Origin of the sequence: Paractinoplanes brasiliensis (assembly GCF_004362215.1) — a bacterium.
Lineage (GTDB): Bacteria > Actinomycetota > Actinomycetes > Mycobacteriales > Micromonosporaceae > Actinoplanes > Actinoplanes brasiliensis.
This window is the reverse complement of record NZ_SNWR01000001.1, coordinates 5,638,494-5,654,862: the sequence shown is the minus strand read 5'-3', so window position 1 is coordinate 5,654,862 and position 16,369 is coordinate 5,638,494. Positions and strand designations below refer to the sequence as shown.

Here is a 16,369-nt window from a genome sequence, read left to right as displayed (position 1 = left end):
CTGCTCTTGCGGCGTCAGCTGAGCTGGGCTCTGGGAACGCGTCTCCAGAGCCCGGCTCGTCCTGGTTTCAGGAGCGCTTGCGGAGTTCGGGGAGGATCTGGGAGCTGTAGAGGCGCAGGAAGCGTTCCTGGTCGGGGCCCGGGGCGTGGAAGACCAGGTGCTTGAAGCCCATGTCGAGGTATTCGACGACCTTGCTCACGTGCTCGTCGGGGTCGGAGGAGCAGATCCAGCGGCTCGCGGTGCGCTCGACCGGGAGGGCATCGGAGAGCCGCTGCATCTCGATCGGGTCCTCGACGCCGGTTTTCTCGTCGGGCGAGAGGGCCAGCGCGCCCCAGTGCTGGGTGTCGTTACGGGCCTTGTCGGCGTCGGAGTCGAAGCTCACCTTGACCTCGATCATCAGGTCGAGGTCGTCGATCGTGCGGCCGGCCTTCTCGGCGCCCTCGCGGACGGCGGGCAGCAGCGTGTCGGTGTAGAGCGCGTGGCCCTTGCCGCTGGTGGTGATGAAGCCGTCGGAGATGCGGCCGGCGAGCCTGGTCGCGGCGGGGCCGGACGCGCCGATGTAGATCGGGACCGGCGTCTCGGGCTTGTCGTAGATGGTGGCGTTCTCGGTGCGGTAGAACTGCCCCTCGTAGGTCACCCGGTCTTCGGTCCACAGCTTCTGGATCAGCAGCACCGCCTCCTTGAGGCGGGCGAACCGCTCCTTGCCGTCGGGCCACTGGAGCCCGAGCGGCACCTCGTTGAGCGATTCGCCGGAGCCGACGCCCAGGATGGCCCGGCCGGGCGCGAGGCAGCCGAGTGTGGCGAACGCCTGGGCGACCACCGCGGGGTGGTAGCGGAACGTCGGCGTGAGCACGCTGGTGCCGATCAGCACCCGCTCCGTCCGGGCGGCGAGTGCTCCCAGCCACGGCAGCGCGGCCGGGGCGTGCCCGCCGTCGTGCCGCCACGGCTGCAGGTGGTCGCTGACGAAGACGGAGTCGAAGCCGAGTTCCTCGGCCAGCACGCCGTATTTCAGAAGTTCCGCCGGCGGGAACTGTTCCGCCGAAGCCTTGTACCCGAACCGAATCATGGAGCCGACGTTACCCCGCGGCCTTGTACGCCTTTCCCGCCTCCGTCGGACTGTTGCCGTCGCGATAGAGCCCGAAGTCGGCGCTGTCGCCCACGGCCGGCAGCCCGAACCAGGCGTACCGCTCGACGTACGCCCGTTTCTGCAGGCCCTTGGTCGAGCCGTTGATGAACGTCACGAGCTGGGCCTGCGTCGGGTACTTGGGGGATCCGGCGAAGTTCATCAGGCCGTACTCGGTGATCCAGACCGGCTTGCCGTAGCGCTTGTGCACCGCGTCGACGTACCCGAGGAACTGACCGACCGCCGCCTTGGAGAAGTCGGATCCGTACCAGTGCAACGTGATGAAGTCGACCCGGTAGCCCTTCTGCTTCGCGCCGGTCATGAACCGGTCGAGCCAGCCGCCCGCGGTGTCGCCGCCGAACGCGACCGCGGGACTGCCCAGCCGCATGCCGGTCGCCTGCAGCTCGGGCCAGTCCGCCAGCGCCTGCTCCACTGTCATGTTCGCCTGGCCGTCCATGTCGGGCTCGTTGAACCCGAGCAGGACGTCGCCCTCCTTTTTCGCCTCGGCCAGGGTGGCGGCGGTGACGTTGTCCTTGCCCCAGATCATCGGGACGAACTCGACGTCGGACGGGCCCGGCATGCTCCTGTTGTTCGACGACCAGTTGTAGTACCAGCCCGCCCCGACATCGTCCAGGGCCGCGCGGGTGCCGGTGAACTCCCAGACGCCCACGCCCTTCTTCTTGCTCGCCTTCGCGGTGACCACCACTGGCGCCTTGGTCGTGGGCCTGGGCTTGCCCGTGGGGGTGATTTTCCCCGTACGGGTGGGGGTGGGCGCGGCGGTCGTCGGGGCGGGTGCGGGCGCGGGCCGGGTCGTCGGTGCGGCGACCGCCGCGGTGCTCACCGCCGGGCTCTCGGACTGCTGGGTGACGACGACGGCCGTGGCGCCACCGGCGACCGCGGTCGTCGACAGCGCGGCCGTGAGCACCTTGCGGGACAGGCTGAAGCCGACCTTGGCCGCCAGGTGAGAGCCACCGGCCGTCTTCGCGGCGGCCGCGCCGCCCGCGGTTTTCGCCGCCGCCAAGCCACCGGCGGTCGCCGAGGTGCTGAGCAGGCCGGCGGGCAGCGGCACCAGGGCCATCCCGGCGAGCAGCCGCTCGGCCGCGACCAGCCCGTTCCAGGCGGGTGAGCAGTTCCGGCACTCTCGGGTGTGCCGGGCGATGCGTTTGCGCCACAGCGGGCCGGGCCGCCCGTCCCACTCGGTGGTCAGCAACTGCAGATCGGGGCAGGGCGGGGCGGCGGCGAGCGCGCGCACCACGACCCGGGCCGTCTCGAGCTGGCCCTTCATCCGCTGGATGCGTACGGCGGCGTGCTGACGGGTGACGTCGGTGGCGGCGACGATCTCGTCACGGGTGAGCTCGCCGGAGGCCTCCAGCCACCACAGCGAGAGCAGTTCGCGGTTGTCCTCGTCGAGCCAGCGGGTCGCCTCGGCGGTCTCGCGGCGCTGGCCGCTGAGCTCGAGCCGGGTGATCGCGAGGTCGGTGAAGTCGGCACCGGGGTCACGGAGGTCCTCGTGCAGGAGCGCCTCGGGGGCGCCGCGCCGGGCCCGGAACCGTTCCCGCACCTGGCGCACCGTGATGGCCACCAGCCACGACCGGAACGCCTCGGGCTCGCGCAGGTCACCCAGGTTGCGCAGCACCCGCAGCATCACGTCCTGCACGACGTCGTCGACGTCGGCGTGACCTTCCAGCGCCCGCCCGACGATCGTGTAGACCAACGGCAGATATCCGGCGACGAGCCGGTCGACCGCGACCGGGTCGCCGTCGCGCGCGGCGATCACGACCGCGGTGTCGGGTTGCTCCGCCATTGTCCAACCTTCCGTCGGGCGTCCAGGCCGTGGCTCTGACCGGCCACGGGAAGGGAGACGCCCAAGCCGTCCATGGATAACACGTTTCCCGGCGGCGATCGGATGAGCCGCCCGGGCGCCCGTCACGATTAGGTCGCAGCCCGAGCGGGAAACAGGGGACCATGCGTATGACAGTCCAGCTGGACCTTCCTCGCGAGGCGGGCAGCGTGCCCACCGTCCGGCGGATGCTGCGTTCCGCCCTCGCCGTCCTGCAGGTGGACCAGGATGCGCAGAACGATCTGGAGATCGCGATCACCGAGGCGTGCTCGAACGTCGTACGCCATGCCGGCGGCACCGAGAACTTCGAGGTCAGCCTGAACGTGGCCGACAACCGGTGCTCGATCGACGTGCGCGACGCCGGGGACGGGTTCGACCCCGAGGCCGTCGGCTCCGCGAACTCGTCCAGCGAGAGCGGCCGCGGGCTCGCCTTGATCAAAGCCCTGGGCGAGAACGTACGCATGACCTCCGTGCCGAGGCGAGGCAGCTTGATCCATTTCGAGAAGTCGTTCGCGTAGCACCTCGTGTCGGCGGGCGGAGGGCGAGCACCTATGATGCTTGCTCTCCAACAACTATTGCCTCCATACGCACACACAGAGGGGAAGATCGAGTGTCCGTTCGTCCGGCATCTGTCGGCTCGTTCCTGCGCGCTGCGCCGCCCGATCGGCTCCCCGAGGTCGTCGCCGAGCACCTGCGCACCTGGTTCCCGGTCAGCGCGACCGAGGTGCTGCTGACCGACCTGACCATGGGCGCCCTGTGGCCCGTCCTCGAACCCGGTTCGCCGCCCGGCGGCCCCCTCGAGCAGCGGTGTTTCGGCAGTCAGCAGCCGGTGACCGACAACGGTTCCCGGCGTCTGCTGCTCCCCCTGAGCACGTGGGGCGACCGCATCGGCGTGCTGCGCGTCGAGCTCACCGAGACGCTGACCGGCGAGCTCCGCACCGAGATCACCTCGATCGCCGACGAGCTGGCCCTGGCCCTGCGCGCTGCCGCCAAGGACACCGACCGCTACCGCCAGGTCTCGCGCCGGCAGCGCCTCACCATGGCCGCCGAGCTGCAGTGGGAGCTGCTGCCCGGCCGCTCGCTCAGCGGCGAACGGTTCCGCCTGGCCGGTCAGCTGGAACCGGCGTACGCGATGTACGGCGACCACTACGACTGGGCCGTCACCGACGACCGGCTCACCCTCACCGTGCTCAACGGGCACGGCGACGGCATCGAGGCCGCGCTGCTGACCACTGTCGTGGTCAACGCCATGCGCAACGCCCGCCGGTCCGGGGCCAACATCGTCGAGCAGGCCGAACTCGCCTCCGACGCGCTCTACTCCCGGCACGGCGGCGCCGCCCACCTGGCGACCCTGCTGCTCGAGATCGACCTGGTCGGCGGCACGATCGAGGCGGTCGACGCCGGCTCGCCCCGGGCCCTGATCGCGCACGAGGGCGACATCCGCGCGGTCAGTCTGGAACAGCAGCTGCCGCTCGGCATGTTCGGCGACAGCCGGTACGAGATCCAGAAGGTGCAGCTGGAGCCGGGCGACCGCCTGCTCGTGGTGAGCGACGGCGTGCACTCGGCCCAGCCCGGCGGCCGGACCCCGTACGGGGAAACGGGTCTGCTCAGCGCCCTGCGCCGCACACGCCTGCAACCGCCGAGCGAGGCAGTGGGTACGGTGATCCGCGCGCTTCGCGAATACCACGCCGGCGCCGAGCAGGAGGACGACGCCGTCATCGTGTGCCTGGATTGGCTCCGCGGGACGGCATGAATCCTCCCCGGCGCGGGTAGAGGCTAGGCGCATCCTCATGCTCCGCCTGACGAACAGGGGAACATCCGCCATGGACCGGGTCTCCGACGTCGCCTCCACCGTCGAGTCGACGGTGGACGCGCTGGTGTCGGTCCTCGATTCGGCCGGGGCCGGGCAGCAACCGAGTGTGCCGCCCGCCCAGCTGCGCGTGCTGACGATCGTGGCCGGCAACCGGCACACCAACATGAGCCGCCTCGCCGAGGCGCTCGAGGTCGTGCCGTCGTCGGCCAGCCGCCTCTGCGACCGGCTCGAGGCGACCGGCCTGCTGCGCCGGGAACCCGACCCGCGGGACAGGCGCGAGGTGCGGCTGCTGCTGACCCCGGCCGCCCGCCGCCTGCTCGACGAGTTGCGCGAACGCCGCCGCCGGGCATTGGCCGAGGTGATCGGGCGGATGCCGGACGGCCGGCGCGACGAGCTGGTGCGCGCGCTGCAGGCGTTCGCGGCGGCCGCCGGGGGCGAGGCCGAGGACAAATCCCTGCGTACGGCGTGAGGTAGCGTCGGCCGTTCGTGGTGGCCGCCAACGGCCCCCGACGCGGCCGGCCAGGCCCGCGACGCCATGCCGCGCTACCTCAACCTCGACTCGTCACCGGTCTATTCGCCGAGCAGCGCCGAGACGTTCGAGGACGCCGTGGGCCGCGCCCGGGAGCTGGGGTTCACCGACGTGATCACCCATTGGCCGCGCGAGTCGGGTTGGTATGCGGGCGACGAAAAGGCCCTGGAATCGGTGGCGTCCCGGCTGCCCCGGCTACGCCTTTCCTGACGCGCATTTCGCACGCGCGGCGGGCGCGGCTCGGTCAGCGCCCGTTCGCCGCGCGGTAAGCCTGCGTCACGCTCTGTGGAATACGCCCGCGCTCGGAAATCTGATGCCCGTTGGCCGTCGCCCACTCGCGGATCTGACGGTTTTCGTCGCGCGACCCCGCGGTGCGCCCGCCGCCGGCACGCCGGGGCGGCACACGACCGGCGGCGCGGCCGAGCCGGGTGCCGGCGTTGATGTACGGATCCAGGGCCTTACGCAGCTTCCCCGCATTGGCCTCGGAAAGGTCGATCGTGTAGTTAATGCCGTCCAGACTGAACTCGACCGTACGGTCGGCCTTCTTTCCGTCCAGATCGTCGATCAGAGTGGTGATTACCTGCCGCGCCATGACGACTCCCGAGTCCGCCCGACCAACCGCGCCAAGTGTTGCTCGAAACGGCCATCTCGCGCAACCGTCCGACGCGAATTCGCAATTCTTTCCCCGGCCCGCACCGACTAAGTATTGAAATGACCGTACGGGCATTCGCCGGAATCAGCGCGGAAAGCTCGGCTTGGCCGGGCGGCGGGACATCACCTAGGGTCGCTGGCATGGAGCGGGAAGCCGACTGGCAGGAACAGCGACGGCAGGCCATCGCCGGCCACGCGGCCGCGCTCGAGGCCGGCCGGGCCGCGGAGGCGCGCGAGGCGGCGGCGCTGCTCGACGACTTCGTCCGCCGCGCCGCCGAACGCGGGCTGCCGGCTCATACCCTGCAGGCTCGAACCTTCGACGGCCGGGCCACGTATCGAACCCATGTGCGTGGGTGGTACCTCAAATCGAACCGTTCGGTCGCCGTCGGCGAGGACGGGGAGTACTACGTGTTGACCGTGCCGGCCTCGTTGCGCGCCCGCTTCACCGGCGCCGAGCTGACGCCGAGCATGCCCCGGCTGATCGTCGGCGCGGGCGGCGGCGACGGCGAGACGGTTCCCCTGCGGCAGCTTCTCGATCAGCGGCTCGAGGCGGGGGTCTCCTGGCCTTGATCCATCGTGCCCTGGCCGCGTCCTGCGCCGCCGCCCTTCTACCTGCCCTCGTCCCGGCCGCCCCGGCGTCCGCCGCCGCAGCCCCGGCCTCCGCCGCTACCTCCGCCGCCGCTGCCCCGGCCGCCGCCTCCGCGGCCGCCCTGGCCGCCGCTGCCCCGGCGTTCGCTGCCTCCGCCGCCCTGGCTCCCGCTGCCCCGGCGTTCGCTGCCCCGGCCGCGCTGACCCGCGCGGCCTCGGCGCAGGCTCCGTCGGAGATTCCCTGTCCCAAGCCCAAGGTGGCGCCCCCGCCGAACCGTCCCCCCGCCCCGAAGCCCCCGCCCGACGACCCGGTGGGCAGCGCGATCGGCGGCGACGCGCTGGCCACCCACGGCCTGATCATCCCGGCCGGCGCGAAGCAGCCCCCGGCGGTCACCGCGACCACCTGGATGGTGGCCGACCTCGACACCGGCGAGGTGCTCGGCGGCTGCGGCCCGCACGTCTTCCACACCCCGGCCAGCGTGCAGAAGACCCTGCTGGCCGCCACCGTGATCGACAAGCTGGACCCGGACAAGCGGATCACCGTGACCCGCGGCGACCTCGACATCGAGCCGGGCAGCTCGGCGGTCGGGCTGGTGGTCGGCGGCACCTATCCGATCTCGACGCTGTGGCTGGGCCTGATGCTCAACTCGGGCAACGACGCCGCCAACGCGCTGGCCCGGCTGGCCGGCGGAGGCGGTCCCGACGGCGTACGCAGGACCGTGGGCGAGATGAACGCGCTGGCCAAGCGGATCGGCGCCTATCAGACCCACGCCGCGACCCCGTCGGGGCTGGACGGCCCGGGGCAGTTCACCAGCGCGTACGACCTGGCCCTGATCGCCCGGGTCGCGTTCGCGAACGCCGACTTCCGCCGGTACGTGCTGACGAGGACGGCCCAGATGCCCGCCCAGCCGAAGCTGAAGAAGGGCGGGTTCCAGTTCCAGAACGAGAACAAGCTGATCTTCAACTATCCGGGCGCGCTGGGCGGCAAGACCGGCTTCACGACGCTGGCCCGGCACAGCTACGTGGGAGCGGCCCAGCGCAACGGCCGGCGCCTGGTGGTGACGCTGCTCGGGGCCGAGGCGCGTCCGTTGCGGGGCTGGCAGCAGGGGGCGGCGCTGCTCGACTGGGGTTTCTCGCTGCCGCGGGACGAGTCGGTCGGCAAGCTGGTCTCGCCGCAGGAGGTGGCGCCCGCGACCGCCGCACCGGCCGCCGAGCCGGCCGCGCCCGCCGCCGCGGTGCCCGCCGGTTCCCGCCCGCCGCAGATCCTCTCGGTGGCCGCGGCGATGTCGGTGGCGCTGCTGCTGGCCGCCGCACCGATGCTCCTGCTGCTCACCCAGCGCCGCCGCAGGCGCCCCCGTACGCGCTCCCGAGCCGGAGCAGGACCGCTGCCGGGCCGCCGCGCCTGAGCCAGGCCATTGCCCCGGCCCGGGTCGCCAGGCCGAGCCGCCAAGCCGGGTTGATCTCAGGGCCTGACCGGGCCGCCGCCGAGCCGCTCACCCCGGCGGCTCAGGGCAGGGCCCAGCCCGACCAGAGCAGGCCGAAGACCCAGACGACGGCCACCGCCAGCGCGGCGGTGAACTCGATCAGCATGGCCATGCCCGCCGCGTGCAGCGCGTACTTGGTGGAGGACCACGCCTGGCCGGGCCCGAGGCGTACGCGCTCGACCAGATAGACGCCGAGGACGAACCCGAGCGGCAGCCCCAGCACCGGGATCACGAAGAAGCCGATCACGCCGAGCAGACCGCCCGCCAGCAGCGCCGAGTTGGGCACGCCCGCGGTCTTGAGCCGGCGCCCCGGCACGAGGTATTTGATCAGGCCGCCGAGCAGGGCCACGGCGGTGGCCACGACCAGCACCAGCCAGCGCACCGCGTCGCTGCCCTCGCCGAAGATCGCCCACAGCAGCACCCCGGCCCAGCTCAGCAGCAGGCCGGGCACGACTGGGATCACCACGCCGACCACGCCCACGGCGATCGCCACCCCGGCGACCAGGTTGATCAGCCAGGCGCTGTCGGTGAGGTCCATGCGCCAAAGGTGCCAGGCCGGGGCAACGGAGCAAAGACACGGCCCCGAGTTCTCAACCAACCCACAGCCACACCCGATGGTGAGAGAGATAGCGGGGCCTCGGGAACAACAACCTTTGCGCACCCTTGTGGTACTCAGCCCGCACCGACCCGCTGACGAACCTCCCTGTGTAACGCCGACGAGCCCCTGCGAAGCAAGGGCCGCCGACCACGGGGAGAACACACATGACCAGCATCGCGAACGCTGCCGACCTCGTTGCCGACACCGCCGCCACGACGGTGCTGTCCCCGGCCGAGCAGGAAGAGATCATCCGCACCCACATGCCGCTCGTCGGTCACCTGGTGCGCGACATGCTCAGCCGCATCCCCAACCACATTCACCGCGACGACCTGACCAGCGCCGGGCTGCACGCCCTGGTCACCGCGGCCCGCGGCTGGGACCCGAACCGGGGCATCCCGTTCCACCGCTTCGCCAGCACCCGCATCCGCGGCGCCATCCTCGACGAGCTGCGCTCGCTGGACTGGGCGACCCGCTCGGTGCGCACCAAGGCCCGCGCCACCGACACGACCCGTCAGGCGCTGACCACGACCCTGGGCCGTACGCCCACCGCCGACGAGCTGGCCCAGGCCCTGGGCACCACCACCAGCGACCTCAAGCAGACCGACACCGACGTGCAGCGCGCGACCGTGCTGTCGTTGCAGGGTTTCACGACCAGCAGCGCCGACGACCTGGTGACCGAGAAGACGCCGGGCCCGGAGGACATGCTGCTGCGCCGCGAGCAGATCGGCTACCTGCACCACGCGATCGGCTCGCTTCCGGAGCGCCTGCAGGTCGTCGTCACCGAGTACTTCCTGCAGGAGCGGCCGATGGCCGACATCGCGGCCGACCTGGGCGTCACCGAGTCGCGGGTGTCGCAGCTTCGCGCCGAGGCGTTGTCGCTGCTCAAGGACGGCCTGAACACCCACCTCAACCCGGAGCTGGCGCCGGTTCCGGACAACCCGGAGAGCATCACGGCCCGCCGCCGGGCCTCGTACTACAACTCGATCGCCGAGAGCACCTCGGTGCACAGCCGGCTGGCGCTGAGCAACGCGCACGGCCACACCGCGTACAGCCGCGGACCACTCACGGCCGCCTGACCAGGGAAAGAGGGCTCGGCAAAAGCCGAGCCCTCTTTCGTCATGCCAGCGCGCTGAGCACCTTGGGCAGGTCGGTCGTGTGCAGCACACCGAGCCGCCGGGTGGCGCGGGTGACCGCCACGTAGAGGTCGGACAGGCCGCGCGGGCTCTCCGCGATGATCCGGTCGGGCTCGACCACGATCACCGAGTCGAACTCCAGACCCTTGGCCTGCCGTACGGTCATCAGCACCACCTGGTTGAGCAGGTCGGGCTGCTCGCCAACGGCCGCGCCCGGCACCGCCTCGACGAGGGCGCGCCCGAGATCCGCCGCAAGACCCTCCGGCGCCAGTACGCCGACGCGCCCCTCACCCGCTTCGGCGGCCTCCACGCGTACGGCCGCAATGGTCTCGGCCGCCAGCGCGACCGCCGGCACCCGCAGCGCCCACGGATCCACGCCGGCGGTCCGCACCGAGCGGGGCGGTTCCAGCGCGGGGTCGAGCGCGCCCAGCACGTCGGCCGCCACCGCCATCACCTCGGCCGGCGTCCGGTAGTTCACGGTCAGCTCGACCAGGTTCCAGCGCTGCGCCACGTACGGCTCGAAGACCTGCTCCCAGGTGGTGGTGCCGGCCAGTTCCGAGGTCTGGGCGACGTCGCCGACAACGGTCATCGAGCGGCTCGGGCAGCGCCGCATGAGCAGCCGCCACGCCATCGGGGACAGCTCCTGCGCCTCGTCGACGATCACGTGCCCGAACACCCACGTACGGTCGACGGCGGCCCGCTCGGCGGCGGTGCGGGTGTCGAGCACCTCGTGCCGCTCGACGAACGCGCTCGCGTCGACGACGTCGATCGCGGACAGAATCTCTTCCTCCTGGTCCTCGAAGTCGAGCGACCGGGAACCCTCGACGATCTCGAGCACACCCTCGGCGTACTCGATGGCCTCGCGCCTCTCCTGCGCGGCCTGGCGCGCCTTGAGGGTGTCGTCGACGCCGAGCAGCTCGGCCAGCTCGTCGAGCAGCGGCACGTCGGCCGGCGTCCACCGGGCGTCGTGATCGCGCAGCAGCAGGGCCTGCTCGGCCTCGGTCAGCCCGGCGGCGGCCGACGCCAGCCGGTCGGGGTCGCTGAGCAACTCGCGCAGCACCCGGCGGGGGGTGAGCACCGGCCAGAAGTCGAACAGCGCCTGCTGCACGTCGACGTCCTCGCGCAGTTCGCGGCGTGTCTCGGCCAGGTCGGCCTCGGAGAGCAGGTTCTCCCCGCCCAGCGGGTCGGCGCCGATCCGCTCGGCGATCTCGAGCGACAGCGCGTGGATCGCCTCGGTCACGAAGATCGAGCGGGCCACGTTGTGCGGGCGTCCGGAGCGGCGGGCCACGGCACGCGCGTCCTCCAGCACCGACCGTTCGATGCGCAGCGGATATCCGTCGTGGTCGACCTCGGCGTACGTGTCCGGCACGGTCTGCCAGTCGGCCACCGCGCGGGCCAGGACGTCGAGCATCGCGGTGCTGCCCTTCAGCGCCGCCGTGGCCGGGGGTTCAACGGCCCGCGCCCGTACGCCGGGAAACATGTCCCCCAGCGTGGCCAGCAGCACCCCGGTCTCGGCGAGCGACGGCAGCACCTGCGAGATGTAGCGCAGGAAGGTCGGGTTGGGCCCCAGGATCAGCACGCCCTGCTTGGTCAGCCGGCCGCGGTACGTGTAGAGCAGGTACGCCGCGCGGTGCAGCGCGACGGCGGTCTTGCCGGTGCCGGGGCCGCCCTGCACCACCATGATCCCCGGCAGCCCGGCCCGGATCACCTCGTCCTGCTCGGCCTGGATGGTCTCGACGATGTCGCGCATCCGGCCCGTGCGGTTGGCGGTCAGCGCCGACAGCAGCGCCGCCTCCCCGGTCACGTCCTCGCGGCCGCCGCTCTCGCCCGCCTCGAGGTCGAGCACCTCGTCGTCGATGCCGGTCAGCGTGCGGCCCTTGGTGCGCAGATGCCGGCGGCGTTTCACCCCGTCGGGCGACACCGCGGTGGCGAGATAGAACGGCCGCGACGCGGGGGCGCGCCAGTCGACGAGAAGGGGATCCCGGTCGTGCTCCTCGGCGGACAGTCCGATCCGGCCGATGTAGCGGGGCTGACCGGCGACGAAGTCGAGCCGGCCGAAGCAGAGCGCGTTCTCCACCGCATTCATCTGGGCCAGTTGTTCGGAGTAGTGCGCCCGGGTCGCCTCACGCTGGGCGCGGCCCTGCGGGGTGCCGCCGGCCTCGAGCAGAATCGCGCGGAGACGCTCGTCGGCCTGCGCGCGCAGGCTGTCCAGCCGGTTGTAGAGGGTGGTGAGGTACGCCTGTTCGGCTTGGAAATCCGCCGCGGCGAAGCTTGACAAAGCCACTCCCCTTAGTGGTAACATTCGGCGTCGGCGCCCTTATTGAGGCGCCTTTTTTCGTGCTCGGCAAACGCCCAGACTAGCGCATCGATGACGGGTTACGGCTCGCCGGTAAATTGTCGTCTATCGGTCATGCTTTACGGCGCGCCGTTACCCACGACGGCCGATCCCCATTAACCCGAGCATGACCCACAACCACCCGATCCGACGCCTCGGCGCGCTCGCCCTCACCGCGGCCGCCATCATCGCCTTCTCCTCCGCGTGCTCGGGCGACGACGAGGCCCCGGCCGGCGGCGCGGCTCAGGCGGCCGCCGCCGGCCCCGAGGTGAAGAACATCGAGGGCGCCAAGCAGGCCGCCCAGACGGTCTTCGACCGCTTCGCCGGGGGCGACTTCGCCGGCGCCTGGGACATGTACACCGCCGCGGGCAAGCAGGCCATCAGCAAGGACGACTACGTGAAGCTGAACCAGGCCTGCTCCCGCAAGGGCCTGGCGATCCAGCTCACCAGCGCCCGCATGGAGGGCGCCGACCGGGCCGTCGTCATCGCCAAGCAGCTCGTGGCCGCGCAGTCGTACACCATGGTCTACGAGGACGGCTCGTGGAAGCTCGAACCGGCCAAGGAGGGCCTGGCCCTCTACAAGCAGGGCGCGGCCAAGGCGATCGCCGCCCAGAAGAAGGCCGGCACCTGCGCCAACCAGTAAACCCCGTCCGAGGCACCAAGGGCCCGCCGCGAACCGCGGCGGGCCCTTCACTACTGGTGAAGTTTCGTCAGGCTGCGATCGGCATGCCGTCGGGGCCGGTCAGGGCGAGCCGCGCCCGCAGGTCTCCGCGGGCGGAGATCTGGCTGTAGTAGGCGGCGCGCCGCCGGGCCACACAGCCCTCCTTGACCGGGTTCTGCGCCGCGAGGGCGGGGTCGAGGTGGGCGTTCAAGCCGTCGCGGAGCAGGGTCAGGGCCTCGGCCCGCAGCTGTGACACCCGCGACTCGGTGACGCCCAGGTCCTCGGCGATGCGGGCCATCGGCCGCTCGTCGAAAAAGTAGCCCTGGACGACCGCGCGCAGCCGCTCGGGCAGCGCGTCGATCGCGTGCCGCAGGTAGCCGAGCCGCTCCCGCATGATCAGCATCTCCTCGGGGCCGGCGCTGGGTTCGGTCACCATGTCGTCGGCGCCCGCCGTGGCGAAGCCCTGCAGGCTGAACACCACCGCGCGCTGCACGTCGTCGTCCGCGTGCTCGATGTCCTCGACCGAACACCCCAGCCGCTCGGCCACCTCCCGGACGGTCGGCACCCGGCCCAGCTCGGCGGTCAGCTCCTGCCGGGCCCCGTCGGTGCGCCGGGCCCGCTGCCGCACCGACCGGCTGGCCCAGTCGAGGCCGCGCAGCTCGTCCAGCAGGGCACCCCGTACGCGGGCCGCCGCGAAGCGGGCGAACGGCACATTACGGTTCTCGTCGTAGCCCCGGGCCGCGTGCACGAGTGCGGCGTACCCGGCGGACAGCAGATCGTCCCGGTTGACGTGAGCCGGGACCCGCGCCAGCATCTCGCGGACCAGATGCCCGACGAGCGGCATGTGGTCCTCGACACGATTCTCGCGGCGGCGGTCCTCGCCTCCGCGATCCACGCGACGGCGGTCGGCAGCAAATGTGGCACCGCTCATGTGGGGGGTCTCCTTGCATACCAGGCCGAAAGGGGGGTTTCCGGCACTGAGAAGAAAGGTGATCCCGCTGAAGTGCGAAACGGGTCCCGTTCGGGTGCAGAGCGGTTGCTTCCCGGCCGGGCAGCCCTCGCTCGAGGTCGCGGGTATGCTTGATCACGCGGCCCGCCCAGTCTTGCCTCGGGCCGCCACGGACGGACCCGATGTTTCCGTCCCTCGGATCGGCCCCCACGCGCCGCGACTGAGACAAAAGATCGCGCCGGGCAGGACGACCTCTCTAGGCTTCAGGAGCTCCCGCTACATGACGACGTTCACCGATTTCGGCGTGCCCGCCGTGCTCACCACGGCCCTCGCCGGGCTCGGCATCACCACCCCGTTCCCCATCCAGGCCGCCACGCTTCCCGACTCGCTGGCCGGTCGTGACGTGCTCGGCCGGGGCCGCACCGGCTCCGGCAAGACGTACGCGTTCGTGCTGCCCGTGCTGGCCCGCCTGGCCGCCTCCGGCACGCCGCGCCGCCCCGGCCGCCCACGCGCGCTGATCCTGGCGCCCACCCGCGAACTGGCCACCCAGATCGACGCGACGCTGGCCCCCCTGGCCGCCAAGCTCGGCCTGCGCACGATCACCGTGTTCGGCGGGGTCGGCGCCAACCCGCAGATCAAGGGCCTGAAGGCGGGCGTCGACGTGGTCGTGGCCTGCCCCGGCCGGCTCGACGACCACCTGCGCAACGGCCACGCCTCGCTCGACGCCGTCGAGATCACTGTGCTCGACGAGGCCGACCACATGGCCGACCTGGGCTTCCTGCCGGTCGTGCGGCGGCTCATGGAGCAGACGCCGCGCCAGGGCCAGCGCATGCTGTTCTCGGCCACCCTCGACAACGGCGTCGACGTGCTGGTCAAGCGCTTCCTGCACAAGCCGGTGACCCACTCGGTCGACTCGGCCACCGAGGCGCCGATCGAGATGGCCCACCACGTTCTGCACGTACGCGGTGACGACCGTTTCCCGGTGCTCGTCGACCTGCTCGCCGCGCCCGGCCGTACGGTCGTGTTCACCCGCACCAAGCGCCGCGCCAAGGTGCTGACCCGGCAGCTGGTCGCGGCCGGGGTGCCCGCTGTCGAACTGCACGGCAACCTGGCCCAGAACGCCCGCAACCGCAACCTGGCCGCCTTCTCCGACGGCAGCGCCGGGACGCTGGTGGCGACCGACATCGCGGCCCGCGGCATCCACGTCGACGACGTCGGGCTGGTCATCCACGCCGACCCGCCGGTCGAGCACAAGGCGTACCTGCACCGCTCGGGCCGCACCGCCCGGGCCGGCAACCAGGGCACCGTGATCACGCTGATGACCGACGACCAGACGGCGGAGGTGCGCGACCTCACCCGCAAGGCCGGGGTGAAGCCGACCACGAGCCGTACCCGGCCCGGCGACCCGCTGCTGGCCGAGCTGGCCCCCGGTGAGCGCACGTTCGTCGCGCCGTCGGCGGTCGTCGCGGCGCCGTCCGCGCAGGCCGGCTCCGGCACACGCCAGGGACGGGCCGGCGGCGGCCGCGGCGCCGGCGGCGGACGTAGCGGCGGTCGTGGCCGTGGTGACGGTCGTGGCCGCGGCGACACCGTCGTGCCCGAGCAGAAGGCGGCGCCGCGCGGACGCCGGGGTGGCGGCTCCGGTGGCGCCTCGGCAGCGGGGCACGCCGGGCAGTCGCGAACGTCGGGCCAGGGCGGTCAGGCACGCTCGGGTTCCAAGCCGGTCCACACCAGCCAGTCGCGCGGTGGGGCCGCGCCGGCTCGTACCGGCGGGGCAGCGGCCTTCTCGGCCGGCACCCGCGTGGGCGGTCGTCGCAGCGGACGCTGATCGTTGATGTGAAAGGGGGCCCGCTCAGCGCCGGCCCCCTTTTCGCTCAGCTCGCTGGAAGGTCTACTTCGATCTCGTCGGACAGGGTGAACCCGTCGCACAGGTCGAGGTCGTCCCCGCTCCAGAAGCGGCCCGGGTCGTACCAGTTGGGCTGCCGGCCCCGGGGCAGCAGACCCATGTCCTCGTACGTCACCGCGACCACCTCGGCGCAGTAGGCCGTCTCGAGCGCCGCCTCGGACGCCGGCCCCTTGCCGCCCCGGAGCCGCCAGCGGGGGCGCACCTGCGGAACCCGGCCACGCACCCAGCGCCACGCCAGCTGGGCCGACGACGGGAACGGCGTGCCGTCCAGCCGGGCCACCGTCTTGAGGGCCTTGTCCTCCATCTCCTTGCCGACGCCGGGCTCGAGCTGCCGCAGCCAGCCCCGTTGCCCGTACCGCTGGGCCCAGACGGTCACGGCGTCGCGCAGATCGTGCAGCTGGACCCCGCGCTGGAACGTTCCGGACCACAGGTCGGGCAGCGATTTGCCCAGCTCGGCGTGCCACATGAGCGGCGGCATGTCCTCGACGACGATCGACATGCCGACGTGGTTGACCGGGCTGTTGGTCAGCGTCTGGATGGCCCGGTCGGCGCCCGTGCGTCCACGGAAGAGCCAGATGTCCCCGGTCCGGGTCAGGTCGATGGCCTCATCGAGGCTGATGGCGGCGTCCACGTGTCTATCCTCAAGTGATGCGTTGGTGGAAGGTAGTGGGATTGGCCGGTCTGGCGGGAGTCGCGGCAACGGGCGTCGTGGTCGCGCGGTCCGAGCGGAAACGCCGGCAATACACCCCCGATGAGATTCGT

Annotated in this window: 16 protein-coding genes; 9 read left to right on the top strand and 7 right to left on the bottom strand. The window is 71.9% G+C overall.

The annotated features are described in order from the left end of the window. Window positions 1-67: 67 nt before the first annotated feature. A complete protein-coding gene (fgd, locus tag C8E87_RS25610) occupies window positions 68-1,066 on the bottom strand; it encodes a glucose-6-phosphate dehydrogenase (coenzyme-F420) (RefSeq protein ID WP_133875443.1) in 999 nt (332 codons plus the stop codon). A gap of 10 nt (window positions 1,067-1,076) precedes the next feature. Continuing rightward, complete coding sequence (locus C8E87_RS25605) at window positions 1,077-2,927, bottom strand: sigma-70 family RNA polymerase sigma factor (protein WP_133875442.1); 1,851 nt, start codon at window positions 2,925-2,927, stop codon at window positions 1,077-1,079. 167 nt (window positions 2,928-3,094) lie between these two features. On the opposite strand from C8E87_RS25605, the gene C8E87_RS25600 reads away from it, so the two are divergent. From C8E87_RS25600 to C8E87_RS25585, 4 genes are all read left to right on the top strand, one after another. Beyond that, entirely contained in the window at window positions 3,095-3,481 is a 387-nt protein-coding gene (locus C8E87_RS25600; protein WP_239080018.1) for an ATP-binding protein, read from the top strand. Between the two features lie 92 nt (window positions 3,482-3,573). Continuing rightward, window positions 3,574-4,716, top strand: a complete 1,143-nt coding sequence (locus C8E87_RS25595; RefSeq protein ID WP_133875440.1) for a PP2C family protein-serine/threonine phosphatase — start codon at window positions 3,574-3,576, stop codon at window positions 4,714-4,716. A gap of 70 nt (window positions 4,717-4,786) precedes the next feature. Then, window positions 4,787-5,245, top strand: a complete 459-nt coding sequence (locus C8E87_RS25590; RefSeq protein WP_133875439.1) for a MarR family transcriptional regulator — start codon at window positions 4,787-4,789, stop codon at window positions 5,243-5,245. A gap of 66 nt (window positions 5,246-5,311) precedes the next feature. Continuing rightward, on the top strand, window positions 5,312-5,515 hold the full coding sequence (locus tag C8E87_RS25585; RefSeq protein ID WP_438866112.1) for a hypothetical protein: 204 nt from the start codon (window positions 5,312-5,314) through the stop codon (window positions 5,513-5,515). A 34-nt stretch (window positions 5,516-5,549) separates the two neighbouring features. Here the strand turns inward: C8E87_RS25585 and C8E87_RS25580 are convergent, their stop codons facing one another. Beyond that, entirely contained in the window at window positions 5,550-5,897 is a 348-nt protein-coding gene (locus C8E87_RS25580; RefSeq protein ID WP_133875438.1) for a histone-like nucleoid-structuring protein Lsr2, read from the bottom strand. Window positions 5,898-6,097: 200 nt separating this feature from the next. Between C8E87_RS25580 and C8E87_RS25575 the strand changes: the two genes are divergently transcribed. Both C8E87_RS25575 and C8E87_RS25565 read left to right on the top strand, forming a co-directional pair. Next, the gene (locus C8E87_RS25575; protein ID WP_133875437.1) at window positions 6,098-6,526 is read left to right on the top strand and encodes a hypothetical protein; all 429 of its coding nucleotides are present in this window, start codon (window positions 6,098-6,100) and stop codon (window positions 6,524-6,526) included. A 140-nt stretch (window positions 6,527-6,666) separates the two neighbouring features. Continuing rightward, the gene (locus tag C8E87_RS25565; protein ID WP_438866192.1) at window positions 6,667-7,950 is read left to right on the top strand and encodes a D-alanyl-D-alanine carboxypeptidase family protein; all 1,284 of its coding nucleotides are present in this window, start codon (window positions 6,667-6,669) and stop codon (window positions 7,948-7,950) included. A 100-nt stretch (window positions 7,951-8,050) separates the two neighbouring features. Here C8E87_RS25565 and C8E87_RS25560 read toward each other — a convergent pair whose 3' ends face one another. Further along, window positions 8,051-8,566, bottom strand: coding sequence for a DUF456 domain-containing protein (locus tag C8E87_RS25560; protein ID WP_133875436.1), 516 nt, complete (start codon window positions 8,564-8,566; stop codon window positions 8,051-8,053). Window positions 8,567-8,790: 224 nt separating this feature from the next. Here C8E87_RS25560 and C8E87_RS25555 point away from each other — a divergent pair, with 224 nt between their 5' ends. Then, window positions 8,791-9,702, top strand: a complete 912-nt coding sequence (locus C8E87_RS25555) for a sigma-70 family RNA polymerase sigma factor (protein WP_133875435.1) — start codon at window positions 8,791-8,793, stop codon at window positions 9,700-9,702. A 40-nt stretch (window positions 9,703-9,742) separates the two neighbouring features. Here the strand turns inward: C8E87_RS25555 and C8E87_RS25550 are convergent, their stop codons facing one another. Next, window positions 9,743-12,061: a HelD family protein gene (locus tag C8E87_RS25550; protein ID WP_133875434.1), complete on the bottom strand. Its 2,319-nt coding sequence runs from the start codon at window positions 12,059-12,061 to the stop codon at window positions 9,743-9,745. A 160-nt stretch (window positions 12,062-12,221) separates the two neighbouring features. Between C8E87_RS25550 and C8E87_RS25545 the strand changes: the two genes are divergently transcribed. Continuing rightward, window positions 12,222-12,737 (top strand): hypothetical protein, encoded by a 516-nt coding sequence (locus C8E87_RS25545; protein ID WP_133875433.1) that lies wholly within the window; start codon window positions 12,222-12,224, stop codon window positions 12,735-12,737. Between the two features lie 67 nt (window positions 12,738-12,804). Here the strand turns inward: C8E87_RS25545 and C8E87_RS25540 are convergent, their stop codons facing one another. Then, window positions 12,805-13,686, bottom strand: coding sequence for a sigma-70 family RNA polymerase sigma factor (locus C8E87_RS25540; protein ID WP_133875432.1), 882 nt, complete (start codon window positions 13,684-13,686; stop codon window positions 12,805-12,807). Between the two features lie 298 nt (window positions 13,687-13,984). On the opposite strand from C8E87_RS25540, the gene C8E87_RS25535 reads away from it, so the two are divergent. Further along, window positions 13,985-15,529 carry a DEAD/DEAH box helicase gene (locus C8E87_RS25535; RefSeq protein WP_133875431.1) on the top strand — a complete coding sequence of 515 codons (1,545 nt, stop codon included), beginning with the start codon at window positions 13,985-13,987 and terminating at the stop codon, window positions 15,527-15,529. Window positions 15,530-15,575: 46 nt separating this feature from the next. Here C8E87_RS25535 and C8E87_RS25530 read toward each other — a convergent pair whose 3' ends face one another. After that, window positions 15,576-16,238 (bottom strand): hypothetical protein, encoded by a 663-nt coding sequence (locus C8E87_RS25530; RefSeq protein WP_133875430.1) that lies wholly within the window; start codon window positions 16,236-16,238, stop codon window positions 15,576-15,578. Between the last annotated feature and the right edge of the window lie 131 nt (window positions 16,239-16,369).

What these genes read in the sequence shown, in the direction of transcription:
- C8E87_RS25590 (WP_133875439.1), top strand. Translation starts at nt 4,787, where the DNA reads ATGGACCGGGTCTCCGACGTCGCCTCCACCGTCGAGTCGACGGTGGAC.
- C8E87_RS25585 (WP_438866112.1), top strand. Translation starts at nt 5,312, where the DNA reads ATGCCGCGCTACCTCAACCTCGACTCGTCACCGGTCTATTCGCCGAGC.
- C8E87_RS25580 (WP_133875438.1), bottom strand. Translation starts at nt 5,897, where the DNA reads ATGGCGCGGCAGGTAATCACCACTCTGATCGACGATCTGGACGGAAAG.
- C8E87_RS25605 (WP_133875442.1), bottom strand. Translation starts at nt 2,927, where the DNA reads ATGGCGGAGCAACCCGACACCGCGGTCGTGATCGCCGCGCGCGACGGC.
- C8E87_RS25550 (WP_133875434.1), bottom strand. Translation starts at nt 12,061, where the DNA reads ATGTTACCACTAAGGGGAGTGGCTTTGTCAAGCTTCGCCGCGGCGGAT.
- C8E87_RS25600 (WP_239080018.1), top strand. Translation starts at nt 3,095, where the DNA reads ATGACAGTCCAGCTGGACCTTCCTCGCGAGGCGGGCAGCGTGCCCACC.
- C8E87_RS25575 (WP_133875437.1), top strand. Translation starts at nt 6,098, where the DNA reads ATGGAGCGGGAAGCCGACTGGCAGGAACAGCGACGGCAGGCCATCGCC.
- C8E87_RS25555 (WP_133875435.1), top strand. Translation starts at nt 8,791, where the DNA reads ATGACCAGCATCGCGAACGCTGCCGACCTCGTTGCCGACACCGCCGCC.
- C8E87_RS25560 (WP_133875436.1), bottom strand. Translation starts at nt 8,566, where the DNA reads ATGGACCTCACCGACAGCGCCTGGCTGATCAACCTGGTCGCCGGGGTG.
- C8E87_RS25540 (WP_133875432.1), bottom strand. Translation starts at nt 13,686, where the DNA reads ATGAGCGGTGCCACATTTGCTGCCGACCGCCGTCGCGTGGATCGCGGA.
- fgd (WP_133875443.1), bottom strand. Translation starts at nt 1,066, where the DNA reads ATGATTCGGTTCGGGTACAAGGCTTCGGCGGAACAGTTCCCGCCGGCG.
- C8E87_RS25535 (WP_133875431.1), top strand. Translation starts at nt 13,985, where the DNA reads ATGACGACGTTCACCGATTTCGGCGTGCCCGCCGTGCTCACCACGGCC.
- C8E87_RS25545 (WP_133875433.1), top strand. Translation starts at nt 12,222, where the DNA reads ATGACCCACAACCACCCGATCCGACGCCTCGGCGCGCTCGCCCTCACC.